The following is a 12664-nucleotide window of genomic DNA, read 5'->3' on the forward strand; positions in this document are numbered from 1 at the left end:
ACGGCCGCGAACGAAACGGCAACAGACCCTAGACAGCCTCGTCTTCGGGCGAGGGAATATCGCCGTGGGCGATGCAGGAAGCCGCCGTGAACAGCACATCGGTGGACGAGTTCAGCGCCGTTTCCGCGGAATCCTGCACCACGCCGATGATGAAGCCCACCGCCACCACCTGCATCGCCAGGTCATTGGAGATACCGAACAGGCTGCAGGCCAGCGGAATCAGCAGCAGCGACCCGCCGGCCACGCCCGAGGCGCCACAGGCGCAGACCGCGGCCAGCAGGCTGAGCAGGATCGCGGTCGGAACATCCACCTGGATGCCGAGCGTATGCACCGCCGCCAGCGTCAGCACGGTAATGGTGATCGCAGCGCCGCCCATGTTGATCGTCGCGCCCAGCGGGATCGAGACCGAGTAGGTGTCCTTGTGCAAACCCAGGCGCTGGCACAACTGCATGTTCACCGGAATGTTGGCCGCCGAACTGCGCGTGAAGAAGGCGGTGATACCGCTTTCGCGCAGGCAGGTGAACACCAGCGGGTACGGATTGCGCCGGATCTGCCAGTAGACGATCAACGGGTTCATCACCAGCGCCATGAACAGCATGCTGCCGACCAGCACCAGCAGCAGTTGCAGATAGCCCAGCAACACCTCGAACCCGGACTCGGCAAGCGTGCCCGCCACCAGGCCGAACACACCCAGCGGGGCGAAGCGGATCACCACCTTGACGATCAGCGTCACGCCCTCGGACAGATCGGCGATCAGGTGGCGGGTGGTCTCGTTGGCGTGACGAAATGCGAAGCCGAGACCGATCGCCCAGGCCAGGATGCCGATGAAATTACCGTTGATCAGGGCGCGGACCGGATTGTCCACGATGCTGAAGAGCAGCGTCTGCAATACTGCCCCCACTCCCGAAGGCGGGGTGATATCGGCCGCCTCGCTGGCCAGCGTAAGACTGGTGGGAAACAGGAAACTGGCCACCACCGCCACCGCTGCAGCACTCAGCGTACCCAGCGCGTAAAGCAGGATGATCGGCCGAATATGGGTCGGCTGGCCGCGCTTGTGATTGGCCAGCGAAGCGGTAACCAGCACGAAGACCAGTACCGGCGCGACGGCCTTCAGCGCCTGGACGAACAGATCGCCGAGCAGGCTCAGCGATTTCGCCGCCGGCGGGAAGGCCAGCGCGACGATGCAGCCGGCAATGAGGCCGACGACAATCTGGAGGACCAGGCTGGTGCGGTTGAGAAATCGGAAAAGTCGGGTTGGCAGATCAGACATGGGCGCATCTCGGTGCGTTGAATAGGCCGGACGGCATCTTTCAGGCATGGCTATCCATTGCTGCCGCCCGTCCGCTAAAAAACGCCGGATGGTACGCCCCTCGGCGAAAGATGCCCAGCATTGCCGCCACCCTGCGACAGCGCAACGCGTCTCGAAGCCGCCGAGAACCCGGGCCCGGCAGATGGCGATACGCTGCCGGGCCCGGCGCGTCAGACGCGGAAGCGTGCCACCAGCGCGTTCAGGTCGACGGCCAGGCGGGCCAGTTCCTGACTCGCCGCGCTGGTCTGATTCGCCCCGGCGGAGGATTGCAGCGAAAGATCGCGGATATTGACCAGGTTGCGATCGACTTCGCGGGCAACCTGGGCCTGCTCCTCGGAAGCGCTGGCAATGACCAGGTTGCGTTCGCTGATCCGGTTGATGGCGACGGCGATACCGTCCAGCGCCTCTCCGGCAGCGCGGGCGAGCTCCAGGGTGGTACGCGCGCGCTCATTGCTGAGCTGCATGGCTTGCACCGCCTTGTCCGTCCCCAGATGGACGCCATCGATCATCTGTTCGATTTCCCGGGTGGACTGTTGGGTACGGTGCGCCAGCGCCCGCACCTCGTCGGCCACCACAGCGAAGCCGCGGCCGGCGTCCCCTGCCCTGGCCGCCTCGATGGCCGCATTGAGCGCCAGCAGGTTGGTCTGTTCGGCAATCGAGCGAATCACATCGAGCACTTTACTGATGTCGCGCACCTGTACGGCCAGTTGTTCGACCTCTGCTGCGGTGCTCGTCACGTCATCGGCCAGCGTACCGATCGAATCAACGGTGCGAATCACTTGCTGGCGACCGTGCTGGGCGGTGGCATCGGACTCACGCGAGGCCTCGGAAGTCGCCACGGCATTGCGCGCCACCTCGTCCACCGCCGCGGTCATCTCGTTGACCGCCGTTGCAGCCTGCTCGATCTCGTGGTTCTGCTGGTGCAGGCCACGGGTGGAATCCTCGGTCACCGCGTTCAGTTCTTCAGCGGCGGAGGCCAGCTGGTTGGACGAGTCGGAAATCCCCTGGATGGTGCTGCGCAGGCTTTCCTGCATGGACTTGAGCGCCGCCAGCAGGCGCGCCGGCTCGTCCTTGCCGTCAACGACGAAATCGCCGGTCAGGTCGCCGCCGGCGATGCGCTCGGCCACGGTGACTGCCGTCCCCAGCGGGCCGACGATGCTGCGGGTGAACACCCAGGCAAGAATGACGGTAATGCCAGCCACCAGCGCCAGCGTCGCCACGACGCCTTCAAATGCGGTGTCGTACTGCGCCGACGCGCGGTCGGCAGCCCGGCCGGCCTCGTCATTGTTGATGCCCTGAAGTTCGCTCAGCGAGGCGGTCACGTTATCGGCATGCTGGTTGATCGCGCCGTTGATGATTGCCACGGCCTGTTCATGCTCACCGCGAAGCATGTGATCGGTGGTGCGCTGCTGCAGCGGCAGGTATTGCTCGAAGGCCTGCTTGAAGCGCTGATACGCCGCCTTCTCCTCCGCAGTCGTCAGCAGCCTGGCGTACTGGGCATCGTGCTCGGCCACCTCGGTTCGCAACTGCGTCAGGCGCTGTGCCATGCCCTGCAGCACTTGCGGGTCTCTGGCATGCGTCATGCGCAAGGTGAGCACGCGTATGCGCAGCACCGTGAGATTGAGGTCGCTGAGCGCCATGATGCTGGGCAACCAGTTCTCGTCGACCTCCCTGCTCTCCTTGCGCATGTTGCTCATCTGGTTCAGCGCGAACAGGCTGAGGAGCAGGACGAGCAGGCCGATCAGGCCGAAGCCCAGCGCGGAACGCTTACCGATGGTGAATGTGCGAATGAACATGGGACTACCTTCTCCATGAAAATGAAACAGCGTCACCGACCGTGACTTGCTTCATTTATCGGGAGCTAGGCAGGCCTGCTTGAATTCCGCCGTCAATTTACTGCGCTACTTGCCACACTATCCGACCAACGGTCGGCTGATCATCGCCCGGCGAAACGCCATTACGGAGCGCCCACCTGAAAGGTCTGCTCGAGCAGTTTGCGGTCCCCCTGGAAAACCATGAAATGCCACTCGCCGGGCACCATCTCGTGACGCTCGGTGAACTCGAACGCCATGACATCCTGCGGCGCATCCGGTACCAGCTTCTGCAGCACCTCGAACTTGTCGTGGCGCTGACCATCCGGCGTCACCACGCCCGGCGTCAGGTAAAGCAGGGTCAGCGGCGTATCGCCTTCACGCTTGCCGCTCAGGCTGTAACGCATGCCGAATTTGGTACCGAGCCGGGCCTGAATATGGCTGGTGGGCTCGATGCTCTGGTTGCTGCGGCTGAGAATCCGCTCGCCGGGTTGCAGCTCCTGCTGGGGGCTGACGAACAGGCCATGCTCCACGGGACCTTCGACCGTCACATCCGCCGTCGCCATGCCAGCCAGCGCCATCAGGCCAGCCAGGGAAATCACACGAAACCGCTGCATGTCACGCTCCTGCATTGTGGGAACCGAAAGCCTATGACGTGGCAGTGACCGTCTGATGACAGCTCAGCGAACCTCGGCCTGGCGCTTGCGCGGCAGGATGGCGAGAAAGTTGTCCCGGGCCACCTGCCGGGCGACCTCTTCCGGCAGTGCGTCGAGGAACGGGGCGAAGGCCTGCATGCCTTCGGCCAGGCTGCCGAACCGCCCGACCACATCCGAGCCGAGCACGAAGCGCGTGGGGTGGCGCTCGACCAGCTTCAGCCAGTCGGCATCGGGCTCACCCTCCTTGTTCAGCAGATACGGCCGCAACATGGTCCAGGAGAGGTCGATATACAGGTTCGGATAGTCATCCAGCAGGCGGCTCACCGTCGGCAGCAGGAAATCCAGCTTCTGCTGATGCCGATGCAGTTCCATGCTGGTCCCGGCATGCGCCCAGATGAAGCGGGTATGTGGGTGATTGCGCAGCGGCTCTTCGAGCTCGACCAGATACAGCGGATTGCGCTCGCGCTTGGAGGTGATGTTGGAGTGCAGCATGACCGGCAGGTCGAATTCCGCGGCCAGGTGATAGACGCGGGCCAACGCCTCGTTATTGGCTCGCGGCGTGTCGCCTTCGGTCAGCGCGGTGACGTCGTCATGCCGGGTGAAGATCTCGCCCAGCCCCTGCCAGAGGCCTGGATGCAGCTCCAGCATGCGCCGGATATGGGCATCGGCATTCTTGTCGTTGGGGTTGAAGCCGGAGAGAAACGGATGGAAGCGCGTACGCTGCTGCTCGTCGAGTTCCTCCAGGGCCGCCGCGACCAGCACGTCGGTGGCGCTGTACCAGTACACCGGCGCATCGTCACCCGCGTAGTAGCGTGGACGCTTGGGTTCGTTCTCGTGCCATTTTTTCGCCACGGGGATTCCGCTGATCATCACGTGCTCGATATTCCCGGCGTCCATCGCTTCGAGCAGCTTGTGCATGCCGTCGGTTTCCTGGAAAAATCCACGTAGTGCAGATGCGCATCGCTGTAGCGGTAATCGCGGGCCTCGGCTACCGCGAGGGGGGCCAGCAGAACAAACGCGGTGACCCAGAATCGAGAAATGAACAACTGACGGTCCTCCTGACAAGCCAAGCGAGTAGACCCCCGCCGGAACCGACCGTTCAGCTTCGTTGGCCGGGCAGGCACGCACGATGGTCTTCGTTACGCGCATCAATATACCCCCCACCGTATTTGACAAGAGTCAAGGCTCGTCCGACGGCATGACACTAGTATCGCGGCGACGCTGCCGCGCATCGGCGGCCCTTCAGCATCGGAAAGGACGAAACGCATGGCAATGAAAACCATCAGCGCGCGTGGGCAGATGAATGCGGGCATGGCCATCGAGGTGAAGTGTGGCAACCATCGCCTGATCATGGATCAGCCGAAGAATGCAGCCGGCCAGGACCTTGGCCCGACCCCGCTGGAAGCCATCCTGGCTACGGTAGCCGGCTGCTTCGGCACCATCGGCCGCATCATCGCCCACCAGCAGAAGATCGAACTGCGCGGTATGCGCTTCGAGATCGAAGCCGACTACGATCCGGCCGGCCTGCTCGGCCGCGACCCCGAGGCACGTCCCGGCTTCCACGAGCTGCGGGTGAAGGTGGAGATCGACGCCGACCTGGACCAGGCCGGCAAGCAGGCCCTGCTCAAGCAGATCGAACAGCGCTGCCCGGTGGCCGACAACCTCACCCACGGCACCCGCTTCGTCAGCCAACTGCTTTGAAGGGGAATCCGAAAGCTTGAAGCCTTAAGGCATTGCCCCGGGGGCGGGCCTCCCACGAAAGCAGGCGGTACCCCCCCCCCGGAGCTTGTAGGCGCGCCCTCGCGGCGATGCAGGCCGCAGGCCTGCCAGAAAGCCAAAGGCCCGTCCGGGTCGTCATTCACTCACATGAGCGACTTTCCGGGACGGGCCTTCTCGTTTACCGCTATCGAATCAGGCGGAGAGCTCGACCAGCAGTTTGTTCAGCCGCTGCACATAGGCGGCCGGGTCCTTGAGGCTGTCGCCGGCGGCCAGGGCCGCCTGGTCGAAGAGGATGTGCGACAGATCGGCGAAACGGTCCTCGTCCGGCTCGGCATCCAGCTTCTCGATCAACGGGTGCTGCGGGTTGATCTCGAAGATCGGCTTGGACTCCGGCACCTTCTGCCCGCTGGCCTCGAGGATCTGGCGCATCTGCAGGCCAAGGTCCTGCTCGCCGATGGCGAGGATCGCCGGCGAGTCGGTCAGACGGTGGGAAACCCGGACCTCGGCGACTTCCTCGCCCAGCGCACCCTTGAGGCGCTCGATCAGCCCTTCCTTGGCCTTGGCGATTTCCTCCTGGACCTTCTTGTCCTCTTCCGAGTCCAGCTTGCCCAGGTCCAGGTCGCCGCGGGCGACGTCGACGAACTGCTTGCCGTCGAACTCGGTGAGATAGCTCATCAGCCACTCGTCGATGCGATCGGTGAGCAGCAGCACCTCGATGCCCTTCTTGCGGAACACCTCCAGGTGCGGACTGTTCTTGACCTGCGCATGGCTTTCGCCGGTGAGGTAGTAGATCTTGTCCTGCCCTTCCTTCACCCGGCCCAGGTAATCGGCCAGGGACACCGACTGCTCGCCCGAAGCGTCGCTGGTGGAGGCGAAGCGCAGCAGGCCGGCGATCTTCTCCTTGTTGGCAAAATCTTCCGCCGGGCCTTCCTTGAGCACCTGGCCGAACTGCGCCCAGAAGTTCTTGTAGTCTTCCGGCTTGTCCTTGGCCAGCTTCTCCAGCATGTCCAGCACACGCTTGGTCAGCGCCGACTTCATCGAGTCGATGACTGGGTCTTTCTGCAGGATCTCGCGGGAAACGTTGAGCGACAGGTCGTTGGAGTCCACCACGCCCTTGATGAAACGCAGGTACAACGGCAGGAACTCGTCGGCCTGGTCCATGATGAACACGCGCTGCACGTAGAGCTTCAGGCCCTTGGGCGCCTCGCGGTGGTAGAGATCGAACGGCGCGCGGCCGGGCACGTAGAGCAGCGAGGTGTACTCCAGCTTGCCCTCGACCTTGTTGTGGCTCCAGGACAGCGGATTCTCGAAGTCATGCGCGACATGCTTGTAGAACTCCTGGTATTCCTCGTCCTTGATCTCGCTGCGCGGACGGGTCCACAGCGCGCTGGCGCGGTTGACGGTTTCCCATTCCGGCTCGGCTGGCTTGTCCTTCTCCTCGCCATGGAATTCCTTCGGCAGTTCAATCGGCAGCGCGATGTGGTCGGAGTACTTCTTGACGATGTTGCGCAGGCGCCAGCCGTCGGCGAATTCCTCTTCGCCCTTCTTCAGGTGCAGGACGATGCGCGTGCCGCGCTCGGGCTTGTCGGCGGTGGCGACTTCGAACTCGCCCTCGCCCTTCGACGACCAGTGCACGCCTTCGCTGGCCGGCGTACCGGCACGGCGGCTGTACACGTCGACCTTGTCGGCGACGATGAAGGCGGAGTAGAAGCCGACACCGAACTGGCCGATCAGGTGCGAATCCTTCTTCTGGTCGCCGGAGAGGTTCTTCAGGAAGTCGGCGGTGCCGGACTTGGCGATGGTGCCAGATGCGCGATCACGTCGTCGCGGTTCATGCCGATGCCGTTATCTTCGAGGGTGACGGTCTTGGCGTCCTTGTCGAAGCTGAGGCGAATCTTCAGCTCGGCGCCGCCCTCGAGCAGCTCCGGCTTGGCCAGGGCTTCGAAGCGCAGCTTGTCGGCGGCATCGGAGGCGTTGGAAATCAGCTCGCGAAGAAAGATTTCCTTGTTCGAGTACAGCGAATGGATCATCAGGTGAAGCAGCTGCTTCACTTCGGTCTGGAAGCCAGGGTTTCTTTTTGAGTCTCCACACTCATCGTCTACGAACTCCACATCATCTCAATGGCAAGGACCGCGGCTGCGGCGATGTCTGGCAGATGGGGGTTCGAGGGGGGATTTCAAGGGGGTCGACGCGAAACGGTGCCGGCCGGAATGGTCAGGGCTCCATCAGTTCGAGCAGGACGATCTCCGCCGGCGTCAGGTTGTAGGTCGCCTCCCCCGGGCCCTGGATGACCCGCCTGATGATCAGGTGGCCCTCACTGTCGATACCGGCGAAACGCCCTTCGGCGACGCCGCCGCGCTCGGTATGCGCGCGCACCCGCAGGTGTTCGTAGCGCGCGGGATTGCGCAACAGCCGCGCCATGGAAAAGCGCAGCCGGCGGTCGACGCCGCTCGCTGGAGCCGCGGCGACCTGCGGAGGCTCGGCGACGGTATCGGTCTTTCTCGGCTCGCTCTGCGCTGCCGGCAATGCAGGATAGTCGTCGCCCCTGACGTACCAGCCCTGCTCATTCTTGCCCAGCTGCAGCGCAAAGGCCTGCGCCTGGCCCTTGACCGTCGCCTGCACCTCGAGCGCGAGCTCGTTGGCCGGCAGAACCAAGGCCGGCAGCGACTGCAACTCCACATCGGGGCTGGCATGGCGGCGCTGCAGATAGTTCGTGACCACGTAGGCGATGGTGTCGCGCGAGTCATGCCGGCGGTCGACCTGGCCGTTCCGGTAGCGCAGCCGGTCGCTGAACAGCTCGACATCACCGTTGAGGCTGGTCCGGTACTGGGGAGGCAGCACCAGATGAAAATCCCCCTTCAGCCTGTTCGGCGGCTCTGGCAGCAAGTCGAGATGAAGCGTGTAGCCGCGATCCAGCCGGCGCGTCTCGGGCAGTTCCTGTTCAGGCCCCAGCCAGGCGATCTCGACCTCGGGCAGCGCCCCGACATCATCGGGCAGCACATCCAGGCGCAAGGCGCCTTCGACCGGCTCGGGCAAGCGGATGGTGACCTCCTGGCGGGCGAAGAAGCCCTGGCCCTCACGCAGCGTCAGCACGCCGTTGATGAACTCGCCCTGTTGCGGCTTGAAGGCGCGACCGTTGAGCTGTCCGCGCAGGCCGATGCTCAGCTCCGGCTGCACCTGGGCGGGCAGCCAGCGCAGGCTGAATATCGCCGCCAGGCGATCCGCATCGCGATTGGCCAGTAGCGACAACCCGACCACCAGGGGAATGAAGCCCAGGCCGGAAAGAAACATCGCCTTGCGCGCCACGCGCCAGTGGCGGAACACGAAAGCCAGGGTGATAGGCGGTAGCAGGCTGCCCAACCCCCACAGCAGGCTCGTGGCAAACGCCTGGCTGATCAGCCAGATGACGCCGGCGAGAAGCAGCAGCAAGCCGCCGAGTATCAACAGTGCTTCCATTCGGGTTCCTTGACGCGATTCGCACGAGGGTGGCCGCCGCGCCGCGGCGCACCTTTCGGGACGAATGCCTCAGGGCTCGTCGATCTTGAAGTGGCAGCGGGCAGTGGCGATGGGTTCGGCCTGACGGGTCTGCCAGGCGGTGATCGCCACATTGGCGACACGACGGCCCTGGCGCCAGACCTGGCAGGCAGCGAAGGTGTCACGATAGTGACCGGCACGCAGATAATCTATCGAGAAGTCGATGATTTTGGGCAAATGTGGCGCGCCCATGAACATCAGCAGATGCAGCATCGCCGCGTGCTCCATGAAGCCGGCGATGACACCGCCATGGATGGCCGGCAGCGGGTTGCCGATGTTGTCCTCGTTCTGCGGCAGGCGGAACACCATCTCGTCGCCGAGACGCAGGCACTCGATGCCGATCAGCCGGGCGTACGGCACCAGCCTGATCAGCGGATCGTAGTCGTTGCTGGCATGCGCCTGCTGCACCAGGGCGCTGAGGTCGAGGCTGTTCATACCGCGCCCTCCTTGCCCAGCCCGCCCTGGGCGGCCTTGCCCATGCGCATGAAGGTGCCGACCACATGGGCGATGGGCTCGTTGATGTCGTGCTGGTAGGCCACGCCACGGGTGAAGATCACGGTAGGCGTAACCCGGTAGCACTCGGCGAAACCGAAGATGTCATGGCCAGGCTCGGCCGGGTGCATGTAGTCGATGCGCAGATCCAGCGTCGGGCACACTTCCAGCTCCGGCAGGGCGCACGCGGTGGAGATGCCGCACGTGGTGTCCATCAGCGTGGTGATCGCGCCACCATGAATGCCTCCGGTCTCGGGGTTGCCGACGATCTTCTCGCTGTAGGGCAGACGCAGGGTGAGCCCACGGCTATCGGCGTGTTCGACGCGCAGCCCGAGCACCTGGCAATGCCGCAGGAAGGATAGGAAGCGCTGGGTGCGCTCGAGTATCTGGCTATCGCTCATTCGAGCCCTCGGAAGTTGGATCGAGCCGGGCATGATACCGCCTTGCCATGCCCCGCCCTATTCCTTGGGCGCCTCGGCAGGTGAAGTTGGCGTGAATACCATCACCTCGAGCACGTCCGAATGGAATTCGCGGCGGTAGAGGATCAAAACCACGCCGGCGGTGACGACCATGAAGAACCACGGATGGATGAACCAGGCCAGCGTCGCCATGCCGAAATAATAGGCACGCAGGCCGAAGTTGAACTGGTTGGCAGCCATGGAAACCACCCGCGCCGCGCGCTCGCCGAAGGCCTTGCGCTCCTGATCGCTGACGTTGCGCTCCCCCACCATCGGCGCCGAAGCCACCAGCACGGCGGCGAAGTTGTACTGGCGCATGCACCAGCTGAAAGTGAAGAAGGCATAGACGAAGACGACGGCCAGGCAGAGCAGCTTGATCTCCGACAGCCCACGGCTGGCCGGCTGTACGAAGGCAGATCGGCCAGCAGGGAAACCGCACGGTCGGACGCCCCCAGCACGGTCAGGACGCCGGCAAGGATGATCAGCGTGCTGGAGGCGAAGAACGAGGCGTTGCGCTCCAGGTTGCCGATCACATTGGCGTCGGCGATACGGTTGTCGCGCAGCAGCAGGCGTTGCATCCAGTCCTGCCGGTACAGGTGCAGCACGCTGGCCAGGCAGGCGGTATCGCGCCCGCGCCAGCTCGCATAGCGGGTATAGCCCGCCCAGCAGGCAATGAACCAGACGACGGCGATCAGATGCGGCAGGGTTTGACTGGAAAACGTCATGGGGCGTCCTCGAAAACTGCACGGGATTATAGCCAGCACCGCTCTCGCACAGTGAAGCATACGGCCTGGCAGTACCGCCGCCTCGAAAAGCGGTGGGCTCCGCGCACGCTCCATAGGGTGCAAGCGCATGGGCAAGAGCCGCATAGTGCGTAGGAGCCAGCTTGCTGGCGATCGGCGCCATGCGCCGCCGCTGTTCGCCCGCAAGTGGGCTCCCACAACGGTGCGAACAGGGTAAGCCGCGTCATGCCCAGCAGACGCGTGGGGAAGCCCACCCCATGAAAGGCTGCTCTGCTTCTAGCGCTCCAGGGCGGGGCGACCGAGCATGCGATCAGCGGCGATAGCCAGCAGCAACATCACCAGCACCGGCAGTAGCCAACCCATGCTCTGATCCGCGAACGGCAGTTGGGTGAACAGTTCCGGCACCCAGCCGCTGAGTCCCGCGGCGGCCAGCCCATCGGCGACGCCGAAGATCAAGGTGATCGCCATGACCGGCACGAACACGCGCGACGACGACAGCCAGAAGCGGTCGAGCAGGCTCAGCGCCACCAGCACGATCGCCAGCGGATACAAGCCCACCAGTACCGGCACCGATACGCTGATCAGCTGCGTCAGCCCCTGGTTCGCCACCAGCAGGCTGAACAAGGCGAAAACGATCACCACCGTGCGATAGGAAACCGGCAGCAACCCGCTGAAGAACTCCCCGCACGCCGTGGTCAGACCCACGGCGGTGGTCAGGCAGGCCAGCGTGATCACCACGGCCAGCAACAGACTGCCGGGCGTGCCGAAGGTGTGTTGCACATACGTCGTCAGGATCTGGACGCCATTCTCGGCGCCAGCCGCAATGCCCTGGCTGGTGGCACCGAGATAGAACAAGGCCAGGTAAACCAGCGACAGGCCAATCGCCGCGATCACTCCAGCGACCATCGAATAGCGGGTCACCAGCGCCGGCTCGTCCACGCCCCGATCACGGATGGCGGTCGCGATGACGATCCCGAAAACCAGCGCACCAAGGTATCCATGGTCAGGTAGCCTTCGAGAAACCCCTTGATCAGGGGCGCATGGCGATACCCGTCGGCGGTGGCACCTACCTCGCCAGCCGGCGCGAAGATCGCGGCACCACCGAGCACCAGTAGCGCGGCCAGCAGCACCGGGGTGATGAACTTGCCGATGCGGTTGACCAGTTGCCCGGGATTCAGGACCAGGAACAGCATGGCCGCGAAGAACACCAGCGTGTAGACGAACAGCGGCATATCGGCATTGCCGCTGAAGGGCGCGATGCCCATCTCGAAGGAGACGACAGCGGTCCGCGGCGTGGCGAACAGGGGCCCGATGGCCAGGTAGACCGCAACCGCGAGCAAGGTGCCGGCAATCTTGCCGAGCGGCGCCGTGAGCCGGTCCATGCCGCCGCCGACCCGGGCCAGTGCCACCACCGTGAGCAAGGGCAGGCCGACGCCGGTGAGCAGGAAGCCGAATGCCGCGCGCCAGATGAACTCGCCCGCGGCCATGCCGGCGCTAGGCGGGAAGATGATATTGCCAGCGCCGAGAAACAGCGCAAACGTCATGAAGCCAAGGGCCAGCAGGTCAAAACCTTTCAAACGATTCATGCAGAAAAAACTACCAGAGCAAATGACGGCGTCGCCAACGCGATGCGCACCGCAACCGCGGTGCGTCAGCATTTCATGACGGCCTGAGGATGGAGATACGGGTTTCCTTCGGGATAAGGGGAAACGTCATTCAGCCGGTTGGGCCGAATCCTCTTGCACGCCGCCGCTCTTGTGGAGCGAACAAACGTATGAATGAAGCATGGCAATGATGCCATGGTGCGGTCATCGATGCCGCTCAGATCGTCGGCATCGCCCGCGAAAAGCATCGTTCCGCAGAATGATTGCAGACTGAAGCTTGAAGCCCAAAAGCATCGCCCCGAGGTCGGGCCTCCCACAAAAGCAGCAGGCGCCGTGAA

At 64.0% G+C, this 12664-nt stretch carries 8 protein-coding genes and 4 pseudogenes; 1 reads left to right on the plus strand and 11 read right to left on the minus strand.

All coding sequences use genetic code 11. The annotated features are described in order from the left end of the window. Positions 1–28: 28 nt before the first annotated feature. The 4 genes and pseudogenes from sstT to BAY1663_RS20310 all read right to left on the minus strand — a co-directional run bounded on the left by sstT (position 29) and on the right by BAY1663_RS20310 (position 4822). Positions 29–1270 (minus strand): serine/threonine transporter SstT, encoded by a 1242-nt coding sequence (sstT, locus tag BAY1663_RS20295; RefSeq protein WP_037044336.1) that lies wholly within the window; start codon positions 1268–1270, stop codon positions 29–31. 209 nt (positions 1271–1479) lie between these two features. Further along, the gene (locus BAY1663_RS20300; RefSeq protein ID WP_037044339.1) at positions 1480–3105 is read right to left on the minus strand and encodes a methyl-accepting chemotaxis protein; all 1626 of its coding nucleotides are present in this window, start codon (positions 3103–3105) and stop codon (positions 1480–1482) included. A gap of 161 nt (positions 3106–3266) precedes the next feature. Then, positions 3267–3737, minus strand: a complete 471-nt coding sequence (locus BAY1663_RS20305) for a DUF3859 domain-containing protein (protein WP_037044342.1) — start codon at positions 3735–3737, stop codon at positions 3267–3269. Positions 3738–3800: 63 nt separating this feature from the next. Continuing rightward, positions 3801–4822: pseudogene (locus BAY1663_RS20310) on the minus strand (amidohydrolase family protein). A 220-nt stretch (positions 4823–5042) separates the two neighbouring features. On the opposite strand from BAY1663_RS20310, the gene BAY1663_RS20315 reads away from it, so the two are divergent. Further along, complete coding sequence (locus BAY1663_RS20315; RefSeq protein ID WP_037044346.1) at positions 5043–5477, plus strand: OsmC family protein; 435 nt, start codon at positions 5043–5045, stop codon at positions 5475–5477. A 210-nt stretch (positions 5478–5687) separates the two neighbouring features. On the opposite strand, the pseudogene htpG reads toward BAY1663_RS20315, so the two are convergent. The 7 genes and pseudogenes from htpG to BAY1663_RS24840 form a co-directional block, all read right to left on the minus strand. Further along, a pseudogene (htpG, locus tag BAY1663_RS20320) lies at positions 5688–7590 on the minus strand (molecular chaperone HtpG). A 119-nt stretch (positions 7591–7709) separates the two neighbouring features. Next, positions 7710–8951: an MFS transporter gene (locus BAY1663_RS20325; protein WP_037044348.1), complete on the minus strand. Its 1242-nt coding sequence runs from the start codon at positions 8949–8951 to the stop codon at positions 7710–7712. A 69-nt stretch (positions 8952–9020) separates the two neighbouring features. After that, complete coding sequence (locus BAY1663_RS20330) at positions 9021–9464, minus strand: PaaI family thioesterase (protein WP_037044350.1); 444 nt, start codon at positions 9462–9464, stop codon at positions 9021–9023. Continuing rightward, on the minus strand, positions 9461–9922 hold the full coding sequence (locus BAY1663_RS20335) for a PaaI family thioesterase (protein ID WP_037044358.1): 462 nt from the start codon (positions 9920–9922) through the stop codon (positions 9461–9463). Before BAY1663_RS20335 ends, BAY1663_RS20330 begins: the two co-directional genes overlap by 4 nt. Before the next feature lie 57 nt (positions 9923–9979). After that, a pseudogene (locus tag BAY1663_RS20340) lies at positions 9980–10704 on the minus strand (DUF599 domain-containing protein). 294 nt (positions 10705–10998) lie between these two features. Beyond that, positions 10999–12308, minus strand: a pseudogene (gene brnQ, locus BAY1663_RS20345) (branched-chain amino acid transport system II carrier protein). Between the two features lie 65 nt (positions 12309–12373). Then, a partial coding sequence (locus tag BAY1663_RS24840; protein WP_218186690.1) for a hypothetical protein occupies positions 12374–12664 on the minus strand: 291 nt, incomplete at its 5' end.

It is taken from the genome of Pseudomonas sp. BAY1663 (assembly GCF_000582595.1).
Classification (GTDB): Bacteria; Pseudomonadota; Gammaproteobacteria; order Pseudomonadales; family Pseudomonadaceae; genus Stutzerimonas; species Stutzerimonas stutzeri_AF.